The following is a 25,752-nucleotide window of genomic DNA, read 5'->3' as shown; positions in this document are numbered from 1 at the left end:
GTACGTCCGCTCGGCGGCAGGGGGCGCCGTGCCCGCGAAGGCCCCCTGCCGCCCGAGCTCGCTCAGTTCAGCCGTTCCAGGTAACCGTTCTCCACCAGCCAGCTCACGGACACCTCGTCGCGCATCTGGGGCGACTCGGGGATGAGCCTGCTCACCAGGTGGTACTGGTCGCCGCCGCCCGGCTGCTGGAACGCCGAGGCGATCGGACCGGAGTCGACCGCGAACTCCCTGCTCACCCGGTAGGTGTGGTAGTTGCACGGGTACTGCGGCGCACCGGGGAAGGTCTCCAGGTTGGTCGGGGGAATGCCGCGCTGGGAGAACGGCGTGCCGATCGGCGCCAGGAAGGCCCCGCCCTCGCCCCCGAAGCGATCGAGTTTCTCGCCGACGAGCAACGTCATCGCGGTAATGAGCGGACGACCGTTGGAGTATCCCCCCGAATGGGCGAAACCGAAGTCGGGCGGATAGCGGTAGGAGGACGCCGCCCAGATCCAGTAGCGGTTGAGGAACTTCTGCGGCGGGAGTCCGCCGAGCGGCACATAACCGCTGAGAATCTTCCCCAGATCCCCGTTCTTCGGCAGGTTCTTCGGCCCGAGCCTCTGGTCCTCATTGATGTACGGCGCGGTGCAGACGGTCTCGTCCGGGTCCTTCGTCGCGGCGGGCGCCCGTCCGGTCAAGGAGGCGGACGCGGGCACGGCGAGAGGGCCGGGAGCCGTCACCCAGCCGGAACCGGCCCGCGAAGCAGTGGAGACCAGGGTGCCCGCCTGGGCGGGGACACCGCAGAGAGAGATGGCGACGATGCCGAGGGCGGCGGCCAGCGACGCGCGTCGGCGAAAATTTCGCAATGGATCCTCCTGATGGTAGAAAGCCGGATCACGGCAATGTCTGCTCGATGTGCGAATCGAGAGAAACGGCGGGATACGCCCTTTTCATCTGGACGGCCGGCGCCGGTTTCCACGGCCGTCCCGAAACCGGCGGCCCGGGAATTCGGGCCGTTTCCGAGATGAGCGGAGCGATTGATCCCTGCGTACCCGCTTCTTGATCAGGAGTCCTGCGAGCGAAGCAATGAAACCACAAAAAAGAAACGCCAAAAGGCGCAATCAACGGGAAATGTCAATCACAGCTGGAATATGCCCGCCAGTGGATCGATCACCGCGGCCGCGGCCGGGAGCGCCGGAACCGGGCCCGCGATGTTGGGTGAACCGTGCTCAGGCGGAAGAATGCAGGCAAGCGCCCATGCGAGGAGGTCAACGGTGACCCGACAGATCGTCTCCGTCGTCGGTGGCAAGGCCGCCGACGACCCCAACGCCAAGACCTACGACTCGATCAGCCCAGCCAGGACCGCCGAGACCGTGGCCCGGGTCCAGCTCGCCGGTCACGCCGCCTTCGCCTGGGCCTGCAGCGTGGCCGCCGCCGCGCAGCGCGAGTGGGCCCGGGTGCCCGCTCCGGTCCGCGGCCGGGTGGTCGCCTCGATCGGCCGGCTGGTCGAGGCCAACGCCGAGTCCCTGGCGAGGCTGGTCACCGACGAGATCGGCAAGCCGTACGCCGAGGCGCTCGGCGAGGTCAGGGAGATCGTGGACACCTGCGACTTCTTCCTCGGCGAGGGCCGGCGGATGTACGGCCAGACCATCCCGTCGGAGATGCCCGACAAGAACCTCTTCACCTTCCGGGTGCCCGTCGGGGTGGCCGCGGTGATCACGGCGGGCAACTTCCCCGTCGCGGTGCCGAGCTGGTATCTCGTCCCGGCCCTGCTGTGCGGCAACGCCGTGGTCTGGAAGCCCGCCGAGTACGCCTCGGCCTCCGCGCACGCGCTCTACCGGCTGTTCGCGGCCGCCGGGCTGCCCGACGGGGTGCTGAACCTCGTGTTCGCCGACGGCCCCTCGACCTTCGCCGGGCTCGACGCGGCGCTCGCGGAGGGCACCGTGCAGAAGGTCGGCTTCACCGGTTCGACCGCCGTCGGGCGCCGTATCGGCGAGCTGTGCGGGCGGCACCTGCAGTCGCCCTGCCTGGAGCTGGGCGGCAAGAACCCCATGGTCGTCATGCCGGACGCCGACCTCGACCTGGCCGTGGAGGGCGCGCTGTTCTCGGGGTTCGGCACCGCGGGGCAGCGCTGCACCTCGCTCGGCACCGTGCTGGTGCACCGGTCGGTGCACGACGAGTTCGTCGGCCGGTACGTCCGGGCCGTACAGGACGCCACGGTCGGTGATCCCGCCGGCGAGGTGCTCTACGGCCCGATGCTCGACCACCGCTTCGCCGAGCGCTACGAGGAGTACCTCGGCTGGATCCAGCCGCACCACAAGGTGGTCACCGGCCCGGCCGGGCGGATCACGGCGGACAACCCGCGCGGCGGCTTCGACGGCGCCGGAGGCCTCTACTACCACCCGGTGGTCGTGGACGGCCTGCGCCACGGCGACCGCCTGTTCCTGGAGGAGACCTTCGGGCCCATCGTCGGCGTCGCGTCGTTCGGCAGCCTGGACGAGGCGATCGAGCTGGCCAACCGCCCCGGCTACGGGCTCTCGTCCTCGATCTACACCACCGACCCGAAGGCGGCGTTCCGGTTCCGCGCGGGCATCGGGGCGGGGATGGTCAGCGTCAACAACTCCACCTCCGGCGCCGAGGCCCACCTACCCTTCGGCGGCAACGGCAAGTCGGGCAACGGCAGCCGCCAGTCGGGCGTGTGGGTGCTCGACCAGTTCACCCGCTGGCAGGCGATGAACTGGGACTACTCGGGCCGCCTCCAGAAGGCCCAGATGGACGTCGCCGAGATCATCCCCGACCTGGAGTTCCGGCTCTAGCGAGCGGCGGCCTCCGTTCCGGCCGCCGCGGCCGCCGTGACGTCAGCCTCCGTTCCGGCCGCCGCGGCCGTCGGGACGTCAGGCTCCGTTCTGGCCGTTGCGGCCGTCGTAGCCGAGAAGGCGCATCGCGGTCTCGGGCTCCATGGCGGCCGCGAGCAGTTGCGCCCGCTCGACGGCGCGGTCCCTGGACTGCTCGGCCCTGATCCGCCCTGCCTGCTGGCCACGGATCATGATGGCGGCGACGCCCGCCCCGGCGAGCAGCAGCACCCCCACGAGGATCAGCGCCACGATGCCGCCCGTCGAGGAGGCCGTCGCCGTGCCGTCCGCGCCCGGAACCGGGCCGCCGGCGAACAGGACGAGCCCGAGGAGCACGAAGACCACGAGCGCCGCGGCGGACGCCAGGGCGATGAGAACCGGCCGTCGCGACCGGCGCACGGCCGGGGCCGGGGCGGGCGGCGGCTGGGCGGCGGCACCTGGCGGGATGACATCCGCCGGGACGGCCGGGGGCCGGTCGGGGCTCCACGGGATGAACTCCGGCGAGGTGCCCCCGTTGGCCGAGGGAGCCACGGCGGCGGGGTGCCCGTTGCCGGGCGGCGCGAACCACGGGCCGTCGGCGACCTCGGAGCCGGGCGCGTGGTCGTACGGCCCTGACTGCGGGACTCCGTACGAACCCGGCTGCGACGCGCCGTACGGACCAGGCTGCGGCGCGCCGTACAGGCCTGACTGTGGCGCGCCGTACGGGCCGGGCTGCGGGGCCCCGTACGGACCGGGCTGCGGCACGACCTGACCGGCGATGACCGGCTGGGGAAGCCGGGCCGGTCGCGGCCGGGGCAGCGGTGAGGTCACGTGGCTGTGCGTGCGGTGGGCGGCGGCGGCCACCTCGTGGTAGGCCTCCAGCTCCTCGTCGAACTCCTCCGAGGTGTAGAGCGAGCCGTCGACCAGCGGGCCGCGGGTGCCCTCGATCACCGCGATCACGTCGTCGCCGTTGAGCGTCTTGTGCTGCTCCAGCGCGTGCGCGACGCGCAGCACCTCGCGGCGGTTCTCCTTCAGCAGGTCCTCGGTCTTCTTCAGGATCCTGGCGAGGTTGAACTCGATGCGCTCGGCCAGCATGTCGGGGGTGAGGTGGTCGCGGCGCCCGCCGGGCTCCTGGGTGTACCCGATGCCGCCGGTGCCGCCTGGCCGGGGGGCCGCCTTGCCGTCCCTGATGCCGAGCTGCTGCAGCGCCGCCAGCGAGGCGACGCCGACGCCCATGCCCCAGTAGGCCTCCATGAGGCCGGTGACCATGGTCGCGCTTTCGAGGTCGCCGGAGACGCCGGAGGAGTTGTCCTCCCCGAAGAACATGCGCTCGCCGGCGAGGGAGGCGAGCGACACGATGATGTCGGACTCGTACTCGCTGCGCCAGCGGGTGAACTGGTCCTCGGGCTTGATGCTGGAGACCATGCCGAGGTAGTCGGCGCCCTTCTCGATCGTGGCGATGTCGATCTCGAGGTGCTGGCGGGTGCGGTAGGCGGCGACGGCGTGGCAGGCCTCGTGCACGGCCACCGCGTGGCGCTCGCGCTCGATGTACTCGACGTCCTCGGGCGGGCCGAGCTGCTTCAGCCGCTTGGCGGTCGTGACGTCCGCCCAGGTGATGACCTCGCGCCCGCCTCGGATGGCCGTGATGAGCGACTCGTTCACCAGGTCCTTGATGGTGGCGCCCGTGGCGTACGGCGTGATCGTGGCCAGCTTGTCCATCTGCTCGGGGGTGAGCTCGTGGCGCACCTTGTCGAAGTAGCCCTGGTAGGTGCGGACACGCCCGGCCTTGGAGGGGTATCCCACCTTGTAGATGCGGTCGATGCGGCCTGGCCGCAGCAGCGCCTCGTCGAGCGAGTTCGGCATGTTGGTGGCCATCATGACGAGGATGCGGTACTTCGGCGGCGGCTTGGGCCGCATGCCGAGCAGCCGCCTGACGTAGCGGTTGATGAACCCGCGCGGCTTCTTCAGGCCCGAGAGCTCGGTCAGCAGCGCCTGCAGCGTGCCCTGGTCGCCGCCGCCGCCCATCATGCCCATCGGGGAGACGACGCGGTCGCGGCCGGGCTCGGGCGCCACCGGGCCGAGCGCGTGCCTGGTGAGCACGTTCCTGGTCTCGTCCGACAGGTACGTGAACCCGTGGCAGCCGTCGGTCCGGAACGGGGCGCCCACCGCGTAGCCGCCGCCTCCGGGCGGCCCCTGCTGGGCGAGCGCGCCGCGCCGGCCGAGCGAGTCGGCCTCGTCGAAGAAGACGATCACGCCGCCGTACCTGAGCGCGAGCTTGCGCAGCTTCCTGAACAGTGACTTCACCTTCAGGATGCCGATGCCCATGAACATGTTGACGAAGGCGCCGGGGTCCACGAAGACGTACGGCCGCCCGGTCTCGCCCGCGACCGCCTCGGCCATCAGCGTCTTGCCCGTGCCGGGCGGGCCCCACAGGAGCAGGCCGCTCGGCACGTACCCGCCCTTGTCCTCGATCTCGTCGGGCTTCTCCAGGAAGACGATGTTCTCCTTCACGCGCTCGACGACGTGGTCCTGGCCCCACACGTCGGAGAACCGGGTCTTGATGTCGTCGGGGAAGTAGGTCTCGACGCCGCCCCTGGACATGAACCAGAAGAGCCCGACGAACTGGATGATGACGAAGAAGAACCCGAAAGCGAGTTGCAGCCCGTACGGGAGCACCTGCCAGAGCAGGGCGGGCGCCTGGAAGAGCGCGAGCGCCGGGGAGACGTCGAGGATCTGGCCCAGCACCAGCGCGAGGAGCGCGATCCAGAACAGCCACTTCATGGCCCTGGCGATGCGGTAGCGGTTCCAGTCGCTGAACCGGCGCCGCGTCCACCCGTCGAAGCCCCCGAAGACCTTCGTGGTCCAGAAGCGGTGGTAGGACGCCGACCGCTCGCTCATCAGGAAGTGGAACTGCCGTACGAGCTCCGCGGCCATCAGCGCCATGATGATCGAACCGGCCCGGCTCGCCGCGATCGTCCGCGCGGCGTCGCCGAACGGCATGATCCCCTCGAACGAGGCCATGTCATGCCAGACGAGCACGAGGAACGCGAGCACCAGCACGAGCAGGATCTTGATCCGGTCCCAGAAGGCCATGGTGCGCCTGGTGGTGGAGTCGGGCCCGGAGTCGGGAGCGCGCAGCCCCGTGGGCTGCTCAGGCGCTGGGGCGTGTGTCATCGGGGCTCCTCACCCGGTCACCCGGGAATTCGCTTGACCTTGAAGGACTGCGCGATCTTGTCGAGCTCCTGCGTCCGGCTCTGGTAGCACGTGGCCGAGCAGCGGATGAGGAGGACGGATACGCGACTGCCGTCCGCGGCGAGGTAGGCGGTCTGGTCGAAGGTCTGAACCGGGCCTCCGAGCACCTTGAAGTTGTAGACCAGGTGGACGCCTCGCACGCCGTCCTGGGGTGGGAGCACCTCGTCGCTGAGGAGTTCGAAGTCCTTGAAGGGATAGGCGGGGGTGTCCTCCATCTGCTTGCGGAGGTCGTCGCTGACCACGACCGGCAGCATCGCCGCGTTGCGCATGACGTCCAGGGAGACCGCGTCCCGCTCCGACTCAGTGAGGTTCGACACCATCGCGAAGGCGAACGGCTCGTCGGAGCCCTCGGAGTCCAGCAGGTGGTCGGCCGACGGCCTGCTGAAGCCGTCGTAGGCGACCGTCCAGGAGAGCTGTTTTCGTACCTGGGCGGTGGCGGAGGCCATGTCGCCGAAGACCTTCCGGTCCAGCGCTTTCTGGTCTACCTTCTGCCACGTGGCGGGCACCTTGAAGTAGCTCTGCCCGTCGTTGCCCATGACATACGTGAAATCGGCACCACCACAACCGGCCAGCCCGGTGACCAGGACAGCAGCCGTCGCCGCCGACATGATCAACCGAGACCCCACCCGCGCTCTTTCCACAGGGGCCTTACCTCCGCCTTGCGGGTCAACATGGTTGTTGTGCCCGCTTTCCCGGCATCCTCCCCTGCAAAGATTTTGGAAATCTTGACCAAATCTTTCCGGAAAGTTAGCTCGTCTTGTTACACAGCCCGGCCCTAGAGTCGCGGGAATAGTTGAAACATCAACTTCTGTTGTGCGGAGTATCCTCGTCCACGAGGCGCGACGCCGTACCGGGAAGGTGTGGCGGCGCACGTCACAGCCAAGGAAGAAGGGCTCCCATGCCTGCCGTCACCGCTGACACCCTGACCCTCCCGAGGCTCCCGCGTCTGCCCGAGGCCACCACGGCCTGGCGTCCGGTCGCGAGGGTCATCACCGCGGAGCACCACTTGGAGGGGGAGGGCTTCGCCGTGCGCCGCCCCTTCCCGGGCGTCGACCTCTCGCTGGCCGACCCCTTCCTCCTGCTCGACCACATGGGCGCGGTGGAGTACGCGCCGGGCGAGGCCATGGGCACGCCCTGGCATCCCCACCGCGGCTTCGAGACGGTGACCTACATCATCGACGGCGCCTTCCAGCACCGGGACACCACGGGCGGCGGCGGCCTGATCTCCGACGGCGACACGCAGTGGATGACCGCGGGAAGCGGACTGCAGCACATCGAGCAGCCGCCGCCGGAGCTGGTCGCCTCGGGCGGTCTCTTCCACGGCGTGCAGCTGTGGGTCAACCTGCCCCGCGCGCAGAAGTGGGTTGCGCCGCGCTACCAGGACATCAATCGGAGCGACGTGAAGCTCCTTTCGAGCGAGGACGGGTCCTCCCTGGTCCGGGTCATCGCGGGCTCGCTCGCCGGGCACGACGGTCCGGGCATCACCTACACGCCGATCACTTACCTGCACGCGACCGTCGCCCCCGGCGCACGGCTGGACCTGCCCTGGCCGGCGGACTTCAACGCCCTGGTGTACGTCCTCAGCGGCCGGGGCACCGTCGGCACCGCGAACACCGCGCTGGACGAGGGCCAGCTGGCCACCTTCGGCCCGCGCGGCGAGGCCTTGACACTGCGCGCGGCGGACTCCCAGCCGCTGGCCAGCGCGCAGGGATGGGAGATCCTCGTGCTCGGCGGGCTGCCGATCAAGGAGCCGATCGCCCGGTACGGCCCGTTCGTGATGAACACCCGGAACGAGATCGTCCAGGCCTTCGAGGACTTCCAGGCGGGCCGCATGGGCGTGGTCCCGGCCGAGAAGATCCCCCACCGCTCCACCCGGGACGAGACCCTCTAGGGAGTACACGAGACCTGTGGTCGCTAGTCTGCGTTCATGCCTACCGCACTGATCACGGGCGCGACCGCCGGCCTCGGCGCCGCCTTCGCACGCAGGCTCGCCGCCGACGGGTTCTCCCTCGTGCTGGTCGCCCGCGACGAGAAGCGACTCACCTCGGCTGCTTCCGAGCTGCACCGCCGGTACGGCGTGGCGGCCGAGGTGCTCGCCGCCGACCTCGCCACCGGCGAGGGGGTCACCGCGGTGGAGAAGCGGCTGCGCGAGGGGGTCGACCTGCTGGTCAACAACGCCGGTTTCGGCCACTCCGGCGCGGCCCTCGACGTGCCGGTGGCCGACGAGGTGACCATGCTGCGCGTGCACTGCGAGGCGGTGCTGCGGCTGACGATGGCCGCCCTGCCCGCCATCAGGGCGCGGGGCCGCGGCGGGGTGATCAACGTCGCCTCCGTGGCGGCGTTCTTCCCGCACGGCACGTACAGCGCCTCCAAGGCCTGGGTGGTCACCTTCAGCGAGTCGCTCGCCCTGCGGGTCCCGGAGCCTCGCGTGCGCGTCATGGCCCTTTGCCCGGGGTTCGTGCGGACCGAGTTCCACGAGCGGGCGGCGATCGACACCTCCGGCATTCCCGGGTTCCTCTGGCTCTCCGCCGATCGCGTGGTCGACGCCGCCATGCGCGACTTCGCCCGCGGCCTGCCCGTGAGCGTGCCGGACCCGAGGTACAAGGTGATCGCGGCGATCGCGAGGTACGTACCGCGTGGCGTGGTCAGCCGGGTCTCCGCGGGCATCGGCCGCTGACCGGCGCGAGCCACGGGCGCCCGGCCCCCGGGCGATCGCCCGGGGGCCGGGCATCCGGACTCACAGGCACTCGACGTTGGGGCCCCTGCAGCGGTTGCGCGCATCGAAGACGAAGGGGCTCGCCCGCTGCACGAGGCCGTAGTCGAAGCAGTCGTGGTCGGTGAGCACCAGGACCGCGTCCGCCTGGGCCAGCTCTGTCTCGGTGAGCCGCACCATGTCCATCTCAGCCGGAAGCAGGGAGCTGTCGACATACGGATCCACGACTCTCACATCCGCGCCGAGCTTGCACAGGGCCTTGGTCACCTCGATCGCGGGCGACTCGCGGCAGTCTCCCGCGTTCTTCTTGTAGGCGACTCCGAGCACGAGGACCCGGCTGCCGTTGATCGCCTTGCGCCTCTGGTTGAGCGCGAGGCTCAGCCGCTGCACGACGTTGTCCGGCATGTGGTCGTTGATGTCGTTCGCCAGCTCCACGAACCTGAAGTTGTGCCCCAGGCTGCGCTTGACCCTCCATGACAGATAGGACGGGTCGATCGGCAGGCAGTGACCGCCGACGCCGGGCCCGGGGGTGAAGCGCATGTAGCCGAACGGCTTGGTGGAGGCGGCGTCGATCGCTTCCCAGACGTCGATCCTGAGCTGCTGCGCGAAGATGGACAACTCGTTGACCAGGGCGATGTTGACATGCCTGAAGGTGTTCTCCAGAAGCTTGCAGAGCTCGGCGACCTGCAGTGAGGAGACGGGGACGACCTCCTGCACTATTCGCCGGTAGAACGCCTGAATCCGGTCCAGGGAAGCCTCGTCGATGCCGGACACGACCTTAGGCGTGTTGTCGAGCCGCCACCGGCCGTTCCCCGGGTCGATCCGCTCCGGGCTGTAACCGAGGAAGAAGTCCTCGGGCGTGCGCAGACCGGAGCCTGCCTCGAGCAGCGGACGCAGGTGCTCCTCGGTGGTGCCCGGATAGGTGGTGGACTCCAGGATCACCGTGGCACCCGGCCGCACCAGCGGCGCGATGGACTCGCCGGCCGAGCCGATGTGACGCAGGTCGGGAGCGCCGTCGCGGAGAGGCGTGGGCACGGTGATCACGCAGACGTCGAACCCCTCCGCGTCGGCGTAGTCCGTACTGGCGAGATAACGGCCGGAAGAATGCGCGGCGGCGAGCACGTAGCCGCTGATGTCCTCGACATAGGACTCGGCGGCGTTCAGCCGCTTGACACGCCACTCGTCCACGTCGATGCCCACGACGTCGAATCCGGTCTCGACCGCCCGCATCGCCAAAGGCAGGCCCACATAACCCTGCCCGACGACGACCAGCTTGTCTCCCATTTCAGATCCCCCCGGCGTTTCGAAAAGTACAGGAACGACTGTAAAAGGCGGGCCTTCTTATAACGTCGATCCCGCGGCGATCCGGGCGTGTCGTTCGGGCATGCGCCGCAAGACCGGCGATAGTGACGTGAGTCGCCGATTCAAATGGCATTGATACCGGAGAAGGAACGACAGATGATAAGTACCAGTTGCCCGCGTATTCTCGGCAGGAATACCCGTCGTTCCCGGTCGGCGGTGATCGTCTCGGTCATCGTCATGGCGGTCCCGTCCCTCGCTCCGCCGATCTCGGGCGCCGTGGCGATCGGCCCGGCCGCCCCGCGCTCTTCGAGCGCCACGGCGGGCGCGTCCCGCGGTCCGAGTGCCGGGGTGCCACGTGTCGATCTCGGCTATGCGATGGACTGCGCGGTCATGGGCGGGACGGCGGTGACCGGCACGAACAAGGTCACGGTGACCGGGGATCTCAACGTGACCCCGGGAACCTTCGTGAGCGGCTTCCCGCCCGGCCAGGTGCGGGGATCCATCGATCTGAACGACACCGAGGCGCGAAGGGAGATGGCCGCCGCGGTCGCCGCCTACAACGACGCCGCGAGCCGGACGCCGACGGCGACCGTGCCCGCGGTCCTCGGCAACGGCTCGACGATGACCCCCGGCGTCTACCGCACGCCGGGCGGCGCCTTCACCCTGAGCGGGACGCTCCACCTCGACGCCCAGGCGGACCCGGACGCCACCTTCATCTTCCAGGCGACATCCCTGGTCACGGACAGGGTCAGCAATATCGACCTGGTCAACGGCGCCCAGGCGGACAACGTCATCTGGCAGGTGGGCGACTCGGCGACCCTGGGAAGGTACGCCACCTTCCGGGGGAACCTCATGGCGAGGAACTCGATCGCGGTGACCACGGGCACGGCCATGTACGGCCGCACCATCGCCCTCCACAAGATGGTCACGATCGACGGCACCACCACCGGGCCGGCCACTCGCGTCACCACCCCGAACGACCCGCCGACCACCACGACCTTGACCTCCTCGCCGAACCCCTCCCAGCAGGGCGATCCCGTGACCTTCTCCGCCACGGTGCACGGGAACGTCGGTTCGTTCCTCCCCACCGGTGTGGTGAGCTTCAAGGACGGCGCCACCGTCATCGGCTCGGCGCCGCTCAACAGCTCGGCGGTCGCGACGTTCACGACCTCCGCACTTGCCGTCGGCCCACGCCAGATGACCGCCGTGTACGTCAGCGGGGGCACCGCCGTCAACGAGCAGTGGGTCCACTTCGCACCGAGCCAGTCGTCCGTGCTGGTCCAGCAGGTGCTCAACCGCGGGAGCTAGGCGCATACCAGGTGCCTCCCCACCGCCTCGCTTGACCGGGTCGAACGCCAAACTCCCTTAAATCACCATATAGAGCACGCGAAGCCTATTCGGGGCCCTGAAGTATTGGAGATAAGGCCATGCGGGAGTAACGGCAACAGAGCACGTCACCAGAAATCTCCAATGATCGAACGCAGGCCCGTAGTCGACACCATTAAAGGCGCAATTGTTACGTATCCGATGAATTATCCATCTGCGTAACAGACGTTTCTCCGCCATGCACGGCAGATATGACGACTCGGACACCTGCTCCGCCACGATCACGAGGCCGAGCCTCAGCACGCTTCAGGCCGGCCACTGACCAAGCACCACGTCGTCGAAAAGTTGATTGCCATGTCGAAGCCCAGCGCCAGCATCTCCTCCATCCGTCCACGCATCGGCAGGTCGTGCCTCGCCGCCGCCCTCTCCGCCCTCCTCGCGATGGTCATGGTCGTCACGACCCCATCCGGCGCGAGCGCGGCACAGTCACCGGTGAACCTCGGCAGCGCCGCGTCCTTCGGGGTGCTGGCCGGCACCGCGGTGACGAACACCGGCCTCACCTCGATCACCGGAGATCTCGGAGTCAGCCCCGGCACCTCGGTGACGGGCTTCCCGCCCGGCACCGTGAGCGGTGCGACGCACGCGGGTGACGCCACCGCCTCGGCGGCCAAGAGCGATCTGGTCGCCGCCTACAACGACGTCGCCGGGCGCACTCCCGTCGTCACCGTCGCCGCCGAACTCGGCGGGACCACCCAGACGCCTGGGGTCTACACCCCCACCGGCGGGAACTTCCAGATAACCGGGACGCTCACGCTCGACGCGCAGAGCAACCCGGATGCCGTCTTCATCTTCCGAGCCGCCACCCTCACCACCGCGAACGCCAGCAACATCAACCTCGTCAACGGCGCCCAAGCGAACAACGTGTTCTGGCAGCTCACCGATTCGGGCACCCTTGGCACGTTCTGCACCTTCCGGGGGAACGTGCTGGCCACGAACTCCGTCACGGTGAGCAGCGGTGCCGCCGTCTTCGGCCGGGTCTTCGCCCTCAACGGCACGGCGGCCCTCCAGGGCACCAGCAACCCTCCGAATACCCGCGTCACCGTCCCGAACGACCCTCCGACCACGACCACTCTGACCACGTCGGCCAACCCCGCCCAGAGGGGGCAGTCGATCACCTTGACCGCCACGGTCAGCGCGGTTTCCGGCTCGGTCGTGCCGCAAGGTCAGGTGGCCTTCAAGGACGGCGCGACCATCATCGGCTCCGCCAACCAGTCCGGCTCCGGACCGGCCGTGCTCACGATCTCGAGCCTCGCCGCGGGACAGCATCCGATCACCGCCGTCTACCTGGGCGGCGACACCCCCGACGGACAGGCGATCATCCACTTCGCCCCGAGCACGTCGGCCCAGGTGCTCCAGGTCGTCACGAGCACTCTCTGGGACGGCACGGCCGTGCCGGCCGCCGCGGCCAATCCCGACACCCTGCCCGTCGTGCTCGGCGTGAAGTTCAAGGCCACGGCCAACGGCACGATCACCGGCATCCGGTTCTACAAGGGCTCGCCGAACACGGGCACCCATATCGGCAGCCTGTGGACCAGCGGCGGCTCGCTGCTCGCCAGCGCGACCTTCACCGGCGAGACCGCGTCCGGCTGGCAGCAGGTGAACTTCGCCACCCCGGTGCCGATCACCGCCGGCACCACCTACATCGCGTCTTATCGCACGATGACCGGCCATTTCTCGTACACGCTGCAGTACTTCACCACGCAATACACGAATGACCCGCTGCTGGCACTCGCGGATGGCGCGGAGGGCGGCAACGGCGTCTACAACTACGGCTCGGCGAACGCCTTCCCGTCCAACACCTATCAGTCCACCAACTACTGGGTCGACGTCGTGTTCGTGCCGTCGAAAAGCTTGTGGGACAACTCGGCCACCCCGGCCGTGCCGTCCGTACCGGACTCCCGGCCCGTCGTGGTCGGCGTGAAATTCAGGGCCACCACGAACGGGACCATCGACGGCATCCGGTTCTACAAGGGGTCGATGAACACCGGCACCCACACCGGCAGCCTGTGGACCAGCGGCGGCTCGCTGCTCGCCGGCGCCACCTTCACCGGCGAGACCGCGTCCGGCTGGCAGCAGGTGAACTTCGCCACCCCCGTGCCGATCACCGCCAACACCACCTACATAGCCTCTTACCAGACCACATCAGGCTTCTTTTCGGCCACAGCCCCCTATTTCACTTCTCAATACACGAGCGGCTCCCTGTACGCGCTGGCGGACGGTGACCAGGGCGGAAACGGGGTCTATCTCTACAATGCGGCGAACACCTTGCCCACCAGCACCTACCAATCCGCGAACTACTGGGTGGACGTCGTGTTCACCACCAGCTAGCGGCGCACCGGGGTGAGCCGGGAGGGCGGCTCCGCGATGTAGGCGTAAGGCTTGGGTAAGAGCTTTCCACGTGATGCGGTCACCTCGCGTGTCGGCAAGTCCGGTCATTGTTCAATGCGATGGTGAGCATGACCGGTCTTGCGACCATTCCATTCAATCGACCGCATATCTCGAAGAACGAGCTCCCTTACCTCGCGGAGGTCCTGCGCCAGGGATCCACCTCCGGCGACGGGCCGTTCACCCGGCGGGCCGCCGAACTTCTGCGGGAGATGACGGGGTCGTGCAAGGTCCTGCTGACCACGTCCTGCACTCACGCGTTGGAGATGTCGGCGATCCTGCTAGATCTGCGACCCGGCGACGAGGTGATCGTGCCGTCGTTCACCTTCGTGTCGGCGGCCAACGCCTACGCCCTGCGCGGGGCGGTGCCGGTGTTCGTCGACTGCAGGCCCGACACCCTCAACCTCGACGAGAGGCTGGTCGAGGCCGCGATCAGCGACCGCACCCGAGCCATCGTGGTCGTCCACTACGCCGGTGTCGCCTGCGCGATGGAGGCCATGGGCGAGATCGCCGAACGGCACGGCCTCACTCTGATCGAGGACAACGCGCACGGGCTCGGCGGGTACTACCGGGGGCGGCCGCTCGGGTCGTTCGGCCGCATGGCCGCGCAGAGCTTCCACGAGACGAAGAACGTGCAGTGCGGCGAGGGCGGCGCGCTGCTCCTCAACGATGCCGCCCTGGTGGCCCCAGCCGAGATCATCCGGGAGAAGGGCACGGACCGCAGCCGGTTCTTCCGCGGCCAGGTGGACAAGTACCGGTGGATCGACATCGGCTCCAGCTATCTGCCGTCCGACGTGCTCGCCGCGCAACTGACCTCCCAGCTGGAGTGCTTCGATGACATCCAGTTCCGCCGCCACGCCATCTGGCGCCGGTACCACGAGGAACTGGCGGGCTGGGCGGCGAAGCACGAGGTCTCCCAGCCGGTGGTCCCGGATGGTTGCGAGCATCCGGCCCATCTGTACTACCTGCTCCTCCCTGACCTGCGGAACCGCCAGGCGCTCATCGACCACCTGGCCGGCAGGGGCGTACAGGCGGCGTTCCACTACCAGCCGCTGCACACCGCTCCCGCCGCCCTGCGGTACGGGCGCGTGGCCCCGGGCGGCTGCCCCGTCACCGAGCAGGTCGCCGACCGCCTGGTACGGCTGCCGCTGTTCGCCGATCTCGGCGAGGCCGGGGTGACACGGGTGATCGACGCCGTCCAGACCTACAAGATGCGCTGACGGTGGGGCGTGACGGGCTCGGCGCGCGGGCCGTGGCCTCGCCTCTGGAGTCCGCTCGTTTCGGGTGTTCGGTCGATCGCCTCACCGTCCACTCCGAGCATCCCTCCTCGTTCCCCACGGTCCGGGAAGCCGTGCTCGGGTCCGCGGCGGACGTCATCGTGCTCCGTTACCCGGCGGACCGGGTCGACTGGTTCGCGAAGCTCGCCATGCTCGGCCGCACCGCGATATTCGCCGACTCCCTTTCGTACTGGCGTCTGCGGGCGGGAGAGGGCCGCCGGCCCGAGCCGTCACAGGGCCTGCGGACGACCAGGATCACCGACGCGGCCGCCGTGGGCTCGCTCGTGTCCGAGATCTTCGCCGCTTACGGCAGTCACTACTCGGCCAATCCCCTGTTCGGCGCCACCGAGGCACTCGCCGGCTACCAGGACTGGGCGCTGAGGTCCGCCGCCGAGGGAAGATGCCTCGCGCTCGGGACCGCGGCCGCGGACGCCTACCTCGGACTCGCGACGCTGGATGAGCAGGGTCCGCGGACGGAGATCCTGCTCGCCGGGGTGGTGCCCGAGGCGCAGGGGCGCGGCCTGTACGCGCACCTGCTGAAGGGAATCGAGGACGGCACGCTGGCCCGCGGCGCCGATGAGATCCTCATCTCCACCCAGGGGCACAACACCCGGGTGCAGAAGGCGTGGGCGAGATACGGGTTCGAGCCCGTGCGGGCCGTCCTCACGGTTCACCTGGTCAAGAGCAGGCTCATCCCCTGAACGCCGTGCTACTTGACCCCGCCCGGCTGCCAGGGGACGTCGGCGGAGGCCGGTGAGCCGGCACGTTCACGCACCACATAGGTGGGCCGGCCCATGCCGTTGCCGTGAATCCGGCCGACGTACTCGCCGAGGACTCCGATGGACAGCAGCTGGGCGGAGGAGAAGATGGCGACCATCGAGGCGATCGTGGTGAATCCGGCCACCGTGGTGTCGCCCGCGAGGAAGCTCCACAGAACGGCGCAGCCGAGGAGCAGGCCCACGACACCGACGAGGAACCCGAGGCAGCTCGCCACCCGGAGGGGCGTGGTGCTGTAACCGAGGAGCATGTTAATCGCATGCCGGACGAGCAGGCGCGGCGTGTAGGCGGATCGCCCGTGGTGGCGCTCGCTCATATGGACCTTGACCGAGCCCACCCGCGTGGTCGCCCAGGACAGAGCCACATCGATGGACGCGTGTGGTCCCGACAGCTCCTCGAATCCGTCGCGCAGGCACGTACGGAAGGCACGGAAGGCGCTGATCGCGCGGGCGGCGCGCACTCCCAGCGCAACCGCCATGGCGCCCTTCACCGACCGGGACGCGAGGCTTCGCACGGACCCGTGCTCCTCCTCGTGCGGTACGCCGTACACCAGATCGAGCCGGTCGCCTTCGAGAGTGGCCAGCAGGAGCGGAATCTGCTCCGGCAGGTGCTGCAGGTCGTCGTCCATCGTGACGACGACGTCGAACACCGCCTCCCTGATGCCCGCCACGAGGGCGTTGTGCTGGCCGTAGTTGCGCGAGAGATGGATCGCACGGACGGCGCCGACCCGGGAGGCGAGCTCGGCGGCGGTCCTCCAGGTGTCGTCCGGGCTTCCGTCGACGACGAGGATCACCTCGTGACGGACGGAGAGCTGACGGAGAACCGGCATGAGCCTGCCCACCAGCGCCGGAAGAGTTCTCGCGGAGCGGTAACACGGTATAACGACCGACACCGACATTGATCCCCCGATCATCTCCCCGAAGCCGGCCACAATCCTCTCTCGTGGACCTTCCGCGGTCGCGGGAAGGCATGCCTGGTACCGGCAACCCGGCGCACATTCTTCGGCAAAGGCGGACGTCGTCCGGGAGCTCTGAATCCGGTCGGCCATAGATTCGGGCCGACAGCCGGCCCATCGTGGCCATGTGTTCCTCGGGGAAGGATGAGGTCAGCGATGAAGGCGCTCGTTCTGGCCGGCGGCAAGGGTACGAGGCTACGTCCGCTGACCCACACCTCGGCGAAGCAGCTCGTTCCCGTCGCCAACAAGCCGGTGCTCTACTACGGGCTGGAAGCGATCAGGAACGCCGGAATCACCCAGGTGGGCATCATCATCGGCAGCACCGGCCGGGAGGTTCGCGACGCCGTCGGCGACGGCTCGGCGTTCGGCCTCGACGTCACCTACATCCAGCAGGAGGCCCCCCTCGGGCTCGCCCACTGCGTGCTCATCGCACGGGAGTTCCTCGCCGACGAGCCCTTCGTGATGTACCTGGGCGACAACTTCCTGGTGGGCGGCATCACCGATCTGGTCGACGCCTTCCGCGAAGGCGACTACGACGCCCAGATCCTGGTCACCAAGGTCACGGAACCGCAGTTCTACGGGGTCGCCGAGCTCGGGCCGGGAGGCGAGATCCTCGCGCTCGCGGAGAAGCCGGACGATCCACGCAGTGACCTCGCGATCGTCGGCGTCTACACCTTCTCCCCCCGGATCCACGAAGCGGTCCGGGCGATCTCGCCGTCCGCGCGCGGCGAGCTGGAGATCACGGACGCGATCACGTGGCTCGTCGACAACGGCTTCCGGGTCCATTCGCACCTCGTCAGCGGCTACTGGAAGGACACCGGCCGCCTGCAGGACATGCTGGAATGCAACCGCATCGTCCTGGAGGCCATCGACCCGCGGACGCACGGAACCGTGGACGAGCTGTCGGACGTCACGGGGCGCGTCGTCATCGAGGCGGGGGCCTCGGTACGGAACTCGGTGATCCGCGGCCCCGCGCTCATCGGCGCCCACGCCCGGATCAGCGGCTCGTACGTCGGCCCCTACACCTCGATCGGGAACAGTTGCGTGGTGGAGGACGCGGAGGTGGAGTACGCCATCGTTCTGCAGGACTCCACCATCAGGGGGGTCTCACGGCTGACGTACTCCCTCATCGGCCGCAACGTCGAGGTCACCCGGTCCGAAGGCGTGCCCAACACGCTCCAGCTCATGGTCGGCGACCACAGCAGGGTGCAGGTGAGGGCATGAAGATCCTGGTCACCGGCGGGGCCGGCTTCATCGGCTCCCACTATGTGCGGTCACTGCTGTCCGGCGCCTACCCCGCCTGGGATGACGCCCACGTGACGGTGCTGGACAAACTCACGTACGCGGGCAACGAGGCGAATCTCCAGCCCGTCGCCGGACACCCGCGCTACGCCTTCACGAAGGGGGACATCGCCGACGCCCGGCTGCTCGGCGAGGTGGTGCCCGGCCATGACGCGATCGTGAACTTCGCGGCGGAGACACATGTCGACCGGTCGATAACCGGCGCCGCGGACTTCGTGGTGACCAACGTGCAGGGCACCCAGCGGCTCCTGCAGGCGGCGCTGGAGGCCGGCGTGTCCACCGTCGTCCACGTCTCCACGGACGAGGTGTACGGGTCCGTCGCCGTGGGGTCCTGGAGCGAGTCGGCGCCCCTGCTCCCCAACTCGCCCTACTCGGCGGCGAAGGCGGGAGCCGACCTTCTGTGCCGCGCCTACCACCAGACCTACGGACTCGATGTGCGGGTCACCCGCTGCTCCAACAACTACGGCCCCTACCAGCACCCCGAGAAGGTGATCCCGCTGTTCGTCACCAACCTGGTCGACGGGCTGCGGATCCCCCTGTACGGCGACGGCGGTCACGTGCGCGAGTGGCTCCACGTCGACGACCACTGCCAGGGCATCCAGCTCGTGCTGGAGAAGGGCCGGCCCGGCGAGATCTACAACATCGGCGGCGGGGTGGAACTCACCAACCGCGCGCTCGCCGAACGGCTGCTCGCCGCGTTCGGCGTGGGCCAGGAGAGGATCGCCCGCGTGCCGGACAGGCTCGGCCACGACCGGCGCTACTCCGTGGACAGCGCCAAGATCCGGGCGATGGGGTTCGAACCCCGGGTCGACTTCGAGCGGGGGCTGGCGGAGGTCGTGGCCTGGTACCGCGATCGTCTGGACTGGTGGCGCCCGCTGAAGACAACCGGTCACTGATCGTTTGGAGGGGACATGGAGGCCACAGAGATCCGCCGCACGTTCGAACTCGAGGACCGGCACTGGTGGTTCCGCGAGCGACGTGCCATCCTCGCCCGTGAGCTGCGCCGGCTCGGCAGGCCGGGCCGGGCGCTGGACATCGGTGCGGCCGGGGGTGGCAACACCCGCGTTCTCATCGAGCACGGGTGGGACGCGCTGGTCGCGGACTTCTCGGAGACCGCCGTGCAACTCGCGCGCACGCGCGGCCTGTCGGCGATCCACGCCGACGCGAGGCACCTGCCTCTCCCCGACGAGCACTTCGACCTCGTCCTGGCGTTCGACGTGCTGGAGCACATCGAGGAGGACGACAGGGCCGTCCGCGAGCTCGTACGCGTACTCCGGCCGGGAGGGACCGCGCTGATCACGGTGCCCTGCGACATGGCGCTCTGGTCGGCGCACGACGTCGCGTCCGGCCACTTCCGCCGCTACACCCGGGACGGGCTGCGCGCGCTGATGATCGGGGAATGCCTGGTCCTGGAGCGCATGTGGAGCTGGAACGTCCTGCTGAGGCCGATCGTCGCCCGCCGCAGGAAGCACATCTCCGGGTCCGACGTCATGGAGACGCCACCTCTCGTCAACATGGCCCTCTCCGCCGTGGTCGTCGCCGAGCGGTACCTGCCGGTCAGGTCGCTGCCGGGGGTCTCGCTGATCGCGAGAGCGCATCGCCCGTGCGACTCAGGGGCCTCCGGCCTCATGGCCTCCGACGCGGGAGAGTGGAATGCCGGCTGAGGTGACGGTCGCCGACATCGGCATGGTGCGGCCGTCCACCCTGGTCGACGCCTCGGGCCAGCGATACGTGGATTTCCGCCGTACTCTGCGCCCGCGCTGGGGCGTGGTGTGGGGAACCCTCCTGTCGGGGCACCTGGGACTCGCGCTGTCCGCGGTCGCGGTCGCATCAGTGGGGAGCACCGCGGCCGGCAGGCTGCCGGCCGCGATGGCGACGGCCGTCGCCGGCGGCCTCGCGATCGGCTTCTTCCTGCACTACCTGACGACCTACCTCCACGAAGGCGCCCACTACAACCTCGCACCTGCCCGCCGGGCCAGCGATGTGCTGACGAACGTCTTCGTCGGGAGCCTCGTCGGAATGGACGTCAGGGCGTACCGGAAGGTGCATTTCGATCATCATCGCTATCTCGGGACGACGCGGGACCCCGAGCGCAGCTACTTCCTTCCGCTCGATTCGCGGTTCCTCCTCGAAGGGGTCACCGGCATCCGCCTGGTCCGCGCCCTGAAGGAGTACCGCGAGACGATGAGGAGCAAGTCGCCGGCCGCGGAGACCGGCAGGACCGCGTCCTTCGGCCCGGTGTTCCTGGCCGCCTGCCTGGTCAACGGCTCGATCGTCGGCTGCGCCCTGTGGCGGGGGGCGTTCGCGCTGGCCGTCTCCTGGGTGCTCGGCCAGCTCGTGTTCCTGCCACTGATCAACACGGTGCGCCAGGTGCTCGAACACCGCAGCGAGTTCGCCGATGACAGGACCGACTACCGGCGCGTCGCCCACGGGCCGGTGAACCGGCTCTTCGGCGGCGGCCCGTTCGCGACGGTCTTCGGCTCGGCGGGATTCAACCGCCACCTGCTGCACCACTGGGACCCGAGCGTGTCCTTCACCCGGCTCGGAGAAGTGGAGAGATTCCTGATGGGCACCGAGATCGCCCCTCTGCTGCGGCAGCGCCAGACCACCTACTACCGCGCCTGGCGCCAACTGGACCGGATATGAGCGAGTCCACCGCGCCGCGGGCGGCGGCGGGTCGGTACAGCGGCAAGCCGGCGCCCACGTGCCCGGCGTGTGACGGTGACACGGCACGCCGGTGGGCGCGGGCGCGCGACGTCGAGTACCGCACCACCGACGAGGAGTTCGACTACTACCGCTGCGCCTCGTGCGGCGTCGTGTTCATCGACCCCATGCCGGTCGACCGGCTCGGCCAGATCTATCCCCCCAACTACTACGCCTACAGCGCCGAGGAGCGGTCGTTCGTCCACCGGATCAAGGACGCCCTGGACGCCCTGCGCTTCCGCCGCATCCTGTCCGGGCTGTCCGGCACCCGCCTGAGCGTTCTGGACGTGGGCGGCGGAGACGGCCGGCAGCTCGACGTGGTACGCGGGCTCGACTCCCGCGTCACGTTCACGCAGGTCGTCGACCTCGACCCGGAAGCCCGCACCCGGGCCGTCTCGCGGGGACACCACTACTTCTGCGGCCGTGTCGAGGACTTCGCCACGGACGACCGGTTCGACCTCATCCTTCTCATCAACCTGATCGAGCACGTCAGCGAGCCTGGCGAGGTGCTGCGCACGCTGCGCCGCCATCTCACCCCTCAGGGCACGGTTCTGATCAAGACGCCGAACACCGACAGCTGGGACGCGCGGCTGTTCCGGCACCGCGACTGGGGTGGCTACCACTGCCCGAGGCACTGGGTCCTGTTCGACCGGCGGAACTTCACGAAGCTGGCCGAGGAGAGCGGGTTCGCCGTGCGCCGGTTCTCCTACACGCAGGGGGCGCCGTTCTGGAGCACCAGCGTGCTGGCCGCGCTGGCGCGCCGGGGGTGGGTGACGATATCGGCCGAGCGGCCGGTGACACGGCACCCGCTGTTCCCGCTGCTCGCCTCCGCGTTCGCGGGCCTGGACCTGGTGAGGATGAGGATGGGCGGGCGCCCCTCCCAGATGTTCCTCGAACTGGTGCCGGTCAAGTAGCCGCCCGTAGGTAACGCGGCAGGGCCCTGGCCCGGCCCCGTCACCTGACGTCTCCTCCCCCCTCCCCGATCTCAGGGGAGGGGGGAGGCGCGGCTAACTGCTGGGGTCGAACAGCACGTCGACCCAGTAGTTGGTGGCCTGATAGGTGTTCGACGGGAACGTGTTCGTCCCGCTGTAGTTGTACACGCCGTTGCCGCCGGACGCGCCGTCGGCCGGTGCGAGGAGCGGGTTGTTCGTGTACTGGCCGGTGAAGTACTGCAGTGTGTACGAGAAGTGCCCGGTCGTCGTGTTGTACGAGGCGACGTAGGTGGTGCCCGCGGTCACCGGGACAGGAGTGTCGAAGAACACCTGCTGCCAGCCGGAGGCGGTCTCGTTGCTGAAGGTCGCGCTGGCGAGCAACTGGCCGTCGGTGGTCCACAAGCTGCCGATATGGGTGCCGACGTTCTGCGCGCCCTTGTAGAACCGGATGCCCCTGATCGTCCCGCTGGTGGTCGCCTGGAACTTCACTCCCAGCACGACCGGACTGGGATCGGGATGCGAGTCGACGGCGGGAACCGTCGTGTTGTCCCACAGGCTGTTGGACGGCGCGAACACCACGTCGACCCAGTAGTTGGTGGCCTGGTAGGTGTTCGACGGGAAGGTGTTCGCCGCGTTGTAGTTGTACACCCCGTTACCCCCCTGCGCGCCGTTCGCCAGCGCCAGGAGCGGCGGGTTGCTGTACTGGGTGTTGAAGTACTGCAACGTGTACGGGAAATGTCCCGACGCCGTAAAGGCGGACGCGATGTAGGTGGTACCGGCCGTGACCGAGATGGGCGTCGCGAAGTTCACCTGCTGCCAGCCCGACGCGGTCTCGTTGCTGAAGGTCGCGCTGGCGAGCAACTGGCCGTCGGTGGTCCACAGGCCGCCGATATGGGTGCCGACGTTCTGCGCGCCCTTGTAGAACCGGATTCCCCTGATCTCTCCGGTGGTGTTCGCCTGGAACTTCACGCCGAGCGTGACCGGGGTGGAGTCCGGCGCGGCGCCGACGGCCGGAACCGCCGAGTTGTCCCACAGGCTGTTGGACGGCGTGTAGACCACGTCGACCCAGTAGTTGGTGGCCTGGTACGTGCTCGTGGGGAAGACGCTGGTCGCTCCGTACTGGTAGACGCCGTTACCCCCGTCGACACCGTTGGCGAGCGCCGTGAGCGCCCCGTTCACCACCCCCGTCTGGAAATACGAGAGGTCGTAGGAGTACCTGCCGTTCGGCGCGAAGTAGGAGGCCACGTAGGTGGTGTTGATGCTCACTGGGACGGGCACCGAGAAGTTCACCTGCTGCCAGCCGGACGCGGTCTCGTTGGTGAACGTCGCGGTGGCCAGCAGCTGTCCCGTGGAGGTCCAGAGTTCACCCGTGTGCGTGCCCGTGTTCGTCGTGCCCTTGTAGAACCGGATGCCTCTGATGAACCCCGCGGTGGTCACGCGGAACTTCACGCCGAGCTCGACGGACTTGGTGTCGTTCGCCGAGACGATGGTGGGCACGGCCGTCGGCGGCCAGATCGTGCAGGGGCACTGCACGGTGACGTTGACGGTGATCGAGGTCGGGACCACCTGGAGGTTGCCGATGTCGTCGACCGCCCGCACCATGATGGCGACCGGCCCGGAGATGTTGGGCGGGGCCCAGTCGTACTGCCAGTTGGTGAGCCCGGTGGCCTGGAACCACCGGGTGCCGCCGTCGAAGGAGATCTCGATGCCCGCCACGACCCCGCCACCCGTGTCGGCCGCCGTTCCCTGGACGGTGACGGTGGTGCCGCCCACCAAGGAGGCACCGGTCGACGGAGTGGTGATCGCCGAGGTCGGAGGAGCGGTGTCCGTCGACTGGGTGGCCGGGACCAGACCCGGTTGCAGCGTGACCGGCTGGCAGTTGCACAGGTCGGCGAAGAGGTTCACCGTCGCCTGCTGCATGTCGATGCTGGTGGGGGTGCCCGGATAGGTGTGGTTGGCGTCCAGCCCCCACGCCCACTGGACGGTGCCCGCTCCGAACACCAGAGAGCCGCTCGCGGTCTTGTAGAGCTTGAGACTGTGCGTGGCGACCCCGGCGCCGAACGTGCTGCCGAAGTCCAGCAGATACTGCGTCGGCTTCGCCAGGGTCGTGCTGGAAAGCTTCACGGGCCCCGGCTGCATGAATCCGTTGTCCGGGGCCTCGTCCCACTCGAAGCCGAGCGTCCCCGCCGGGAAGGTCGCCACCTGGCCCGGCTGGAGGTTCGCGACGGAGGTGTTCCGCCACAGCCGCATCTGGGCGAAGGTGGCGGGCACGGTCATCGAGTCGTTCACGACGCCGTTGACCATGAACAACGTGCCCGTCACGGCGTTCTCCGGTCTTCCGCCGTCGGACGGCGGGGAGAAGCGCGGGTCGCGCCACGACCCGGTCCACTGAGGGCTCGGATCGATCTTGGCGTTGGCGTGTGTCTCCTTGTAGCAGACCATCGTGCGGAACGCGGTCGACGTGCCGTCGATGCTGGGCTCCCACCTGGTCTTCCAGAACATCTCGTTCCCCGAGAAGAAGGCCAGATTGACCCCGTTATCTCGGGCGTTCTCCACGTTTGTTCTCATTTCGTCGGACCAGTACTCGTCGTGTCCGACCGACATGAAGACCTTGTGCTGGAGCAGGAGCGGTGCCCGTGCGGCGGTGTCGACACTCGAGAAGTAGCTGACGTCGTAGGCGTTGGCCTCCAGCCACCTGACCATGGGGTACTCGATGGTGAAGAACCACGTGTTGTTGTCGCCCAGGCAGCAGGTGCAGCAGTTCGTCGTGAACGGGCGGTTGTAGCTGACCTTGTAGGCGCGGCCGATCGGCGCGTTCCCGTAGTACAGGCTGTTCCCGCCGTAGGCGTTGTACGCCTGCCAGGCGGCGTCGGAGGTCTTGAACAGCAGCTCCGAGTTCCGGACGTCGTCCCGGAGCACGAAGATCACATGGCTGGCACCGGCCGTCCCGTCATCGCGGACCAGCTTTCCGATGTAGACGCCGGAGACGGCGGTGTTCGGCACCGCCCAGGACGCGGACACCGCCCAGTTGCCGCAGTCGACCAGGGCGGTCGCCGGATCGGTCAGGCATGCCGGCTGCGTCTGCGGGAGCGGCACCGAGGGCTGAATCGTCGCGATCTTGCGCGCCCCCATGCCGCCGTAGTAACCGATGCGATAGATGTCCATGTGGTAGGCGGTCGCCGCGGTGTCGACCTTGAACTGCACGGTCTCGCCGATGTTGACGCTCATCTGCGTGGCGTAGCCCTGGATGTTGCTGTCACCGGCGCCGGGGACGTCCCACTCGGAGGCGGGGTTGCCCGGGAGGCTGTTCTCTATGCAGATGACGGAGGTCGGCGGGCAGGCGGCCGCGCGCCCGCCGCGCGCGCCTCCCTGCTCCTGCGCCCTCTGGAAGCCGACCCCTTTTCCCCGCCCGTGCGCCTTCTGGAAGCCGGCCGCCGCCTTCTCCAGGTTCCGCGTTTTCCGCAGGCTGCGCGCCACATCCTCGGGCCCCTGCGCCTTCGGGGATCGCGCCCGCTTCTTCCGCCCGCGCGAGTCCGCCGGCTTCTTCGTCCGGTGCGCCTTCCCGGAGCCGCCCGCCTTCTTCCCGGCGGCCGGGATGACCTCCGGCCGGACGTTGGCGACCCGGCCGGCGTTCGCGAGCGACTTCGTCGCCCGGCCGATTCCGAGAGGTCCGATGGCGGCCACGAGCGCACTGCAGACGAGCAACGCGACCCAGAGCGTCCACGTCCGTTTACGGACTGCCCGGGTATGCGGCCCGGTCGCGCGTGGGCCTGGCGAAGAAGGACGAAGAGGCCGAGTCGTGGTCATGCGCGCAAGCGTGGCAACCGCAGCATCATCCGAAGCACATGGACGCTCCGCCTCAACGCTATTCTTACCAGCCTTTGTCCAGGTCGAGAGGTCGCGCATTACCGGCCAAAAGGTGCGGATGTCGAAGTGGCGCGGTCTCTCGCCCGGTCACGGC

Annotated in this window: 19 protein-coding genes; 12 read left to right on the top strand and 7 right to left on the bottom strand. The window is 68.8% G+C overall.

From position 1 onward, the window contains the following. Positions 1-62 precede the first annotated feature (62 nt). The gene (locus OG589_RS05765; protein ID WP_405146848.1) at positions 63-842 is read right to left on the bottom strand and encodes a TNT domain-containing protein; all 780 of its coding nucleotides are present in this window, start codon (positions 840-842) and stop codon (positions 63-65) included. A gap of 408 nt (positions 843-1,250) precedes the next feature. Here OG589_RS05765 and OG589_RS05760 point away from each other — a divergent pair, with 408 nt between their 5' ends. Continuing rightward, positions 1,251-2,792, top strand: a complete 1,542-nt coding sequence (locus tag OG589_RS05760; RefSeq protein ID WP_405146846.1) for an aldehyde dehydrogenase family protein — start codon at positions 1,251-1,253, stop codon at positions 2,790-2,792. A 78-nt stretch (positions 2,793-2,870) separates the two neighbouring features. On the opposite strand, the gene OG589_RS05755 is transcribed toward OG589_RS05760, so the two are convergent. After that, positions 2,871-5,981: an AAA family ATPase gene (locus OG589_RS05755; RefSeq protein WP_405146844.1), complete on the bottom strand. Its 3,111-nt coding sequence runs from the start codon at positions 5,979-5,981 to the stop codon at positions 2,871-2,873. Positions 5,982-5,998: 17 nt separating this feature from the next. After that, positions 5,999-6,685 carry a hypothetical protein gene (locus OG589_RS05750; protein ID WP_405146842.1) on the bottom strand — a complete coding sequence of 229 codons (687 nt, stop codon included), beginning with the start codon at positions 6,683-6,685 and terminating at the stop codon, positions 5,999-6,001. 272 nt (positions 6,686-6,957) lie between these two features. On the opposite strand from OG589_RS05750, the gene OG589_RS05745 reads away from it, so the two are divergent. Continuing rightward, complete coding sequence (locus tag OG589_RS05745; protein ID WP_405146840.1) at positions 6,958-7,950, top strand: pirin family protein; 993 nt, start codon at positions 6,958-6,960, stop codon at positions 7,948-7,950. A 36-nt stretch (positions 7,951-7,986) separates the two neighbouring features. Then, the gene (locus tag OG589_RS05740; RefSeq protein ID WP_405146839.1) at positions 7,987-8,736 is read left to right on the top strand and encodes an SDR family NAD(P)-dependent oxidoreductase; all 750 of its coding nucleotides are present in this window, start codon (positions 7,987-7,989) and stop codon (positions 8,734-8,736) included. A 60-nt stretch (positions 8,737-8,796) separates the two neighbouring features. Here OG589_RS05740 and OG589_RS05735 read toward each other — a convergent pair whose 3' ends face one another. Together OG589_RS05735 and OG589_RS05730 are read right to left on the bottom strand one after the other, a co-directional pair. Beyond that, complete coding sequence (locus OG589_RS05735; protein WP_405146838.1) at positions 8,797-10,056, bottom strand: nucleotide sugar dehydrogenase; 1,260 nt, start codon at positions 10,054-10,056, stop codon at positions 8,797-8,799. A gap of 140 nt (positions 10,057-10,196) precedes the next feature. Continuing rightward, positions 10,197-10,391, bottom strand: coding sequence for a hypothetical protein (locus OG589_RS05730; protein ID WP_405146836.1), 195 nt, complete (start codon positions 10,389-10,391; stop codon positions 10,197-10,199). 31 nt (positions 10,392-10,422) lie between these two features. Between OG589_RS05730 and OG589_RS05725 the strand changes: the two genes are divergently transcribed. From OG589_RS05725 to OG589_RS05710, 4 genes are all read left to right on the top strand, one after another. Further along, positions 10,423-11,382, top strand: a complete 960-nt coding sequence (locus tag OG589_RS05725) for an ice-binding family protein (RefSeq protein ID WP_405146834.1) — start codon at positions 10,423-10,425, stop codon at positions 11,380-11,382. Positions 11,383-11,754: 372 nt separating this feature from the next. Continuing rightward, a complete protein-coding gene (locus OG589_RS05720) occupies positions 11,755-13,788 on the top strand; it encodes a DUF4082 domain-containing protein (RefSeq protein WP_405146832.1) in 2,034 nt (677 codons plus the stop codon). A gap of 128 nt (positions 13,789-13,916) precedes the next feature. Then, positions 13,917-15,065: a dTDP-4-amino-4,6-dideoxygalactose transaminase gene (gene rffA, locus OG589_RS05715; RefSeq protein ID WP_405146830.1), complete on the top strand. Its 1,149-nt coding sequence runs from the start codon at positions 13,917-13,919 to the stop codon at positions 15,063-15,065. Positions 15,066-15,067: 2 nt separating this feature from the next. Beyond that, positions 15,068-15,823, top strand: coding sequence for a GNAT family N-acetyltransferase (locus tag OG589_RS05710; protein WP_405146828.1), 756 nt, complete (start codon positions 15,068-15,070; stop codon positions 15,821-15,823). 8 nt (positions 15,824-15,831) lie between these two features. Here OG589_RS05710 and OG589_RS05705 read toward each other — a convergent pair whose 3' ends face one another. Next, positions 15,832-16,797 (bottom strand): glycosyltransferase family 2 protein, encoded by a 966-nt coding sequence (locus OG589_RS05705; RefSeq protein WP_405151964.1) that lies wholly within the window; start codon positions 16,795-16,797, stop codon positions 15,832-15,834. 213 nt (positions 16,798-17,010) lie between these two features. Between OG589_RS05705 and OG589_RS05700 the strand changes: the two genes are divergently transcribed. From OG589_RS05700 to OG589_RS05680, 5 genes are read left to right on the top strand one after another with little or no spacing between them, the layout of a single operon-like run. Further along, on the top strand, positions 17,011-18,078 hold the full coding sequence (locus OG589_RS05700) for a glucose-1-phosphate thymidylyltransferase (protein ID WP_405146826.1): 1,068 nt from the start codon (positions 17,011-17,013) through the stop codon (positions 18,076-18,078). Next, positions 18,075-19,052 (top strand): dTDP-glucose 4,6-dehydratase, encoded by a 978-nt coding sequence (gene rfbB / locus OG589_RS05695; protein ID WP_405146824.1) that lies wholly within the window; start codon positions 18,075-18,077, stop codon positions 19,050-19,052. Before OG589_RS05700 ends, rfbB begins: the two co-directional genes overlap by 4 nt. A 15-nt stretch (positions 19,053-19,067) precedes the next feature. Continuing rightward, on the top strand, positions 19,068-19,820 hold the full coding sequence (locus tag OG589_RS05690) for a class I SAM-dependent methyltransferase (protein WP_405146822.1): 753 nt from the start codon (positions 19,068-19,070) through the stop codon (positions 19,818-19,820). After that, positions 19,810-20,802, top strand: a complete 993-nt coding sequence (locus tag OG589_RS05685; RefSeq protein ID WP_405146820.1) for a fatty acid desaturase — start codon at positions 19,810-19,812, stop codon at positions 20,800-20,802. Before OG589_RS05690 ends, OG589_RS05685 begins: the two co-directional genes overlap by 11 nt. After that, positions 20,799-21,773 (top strand): class I SAM-dependent methyltransferase, encoded by a 975-nt coding sequence (locus tag OG589_RS05680; protein WP_405146818.1) that lies wholly within the window; start codon positions 20,799-20,801, stop codon positions 21,771-21,773. The genes OG589_RS05685 and OG589_RS05680 overlap by 4 nt, the downstream gene beginning before the upstream one ends. Positions 21,774-21,866: 93 nt before the next feature. Here OG589_RS05680 and OG589_RS05675 read toward each other — a convergent pair whose 3' ends face one another. Next, on the bottom strand, positions 21,867-25,475 hold the full coding sequence (locus tag OG589_RS05675; RefSeq protein WP_405146816.1) for a DUF4082 domain-containing protein: 3,609 nt from the start codon (positions 25,473-25,475) through the stop codon (positions 21,867-21,869). Positions 25,476-25,752: the final 277 nt, after the last annotated feature.

The organism is Sphaerisporangium sp. NBC_01403, assembly GCF_045040145.1.
GTDB lineage: Bacteria > Actinomycetota > Actinomycetes > Streptosporangiales > Streptosporangiaceae > Sphaerisporangium > Sphaerisporangium viridialbum.
The sequence above is the reverse complement of the archived record's forward strand: the minus strand, read 5'-3'. Positions and strand labels throughout refer to the sequence as shown.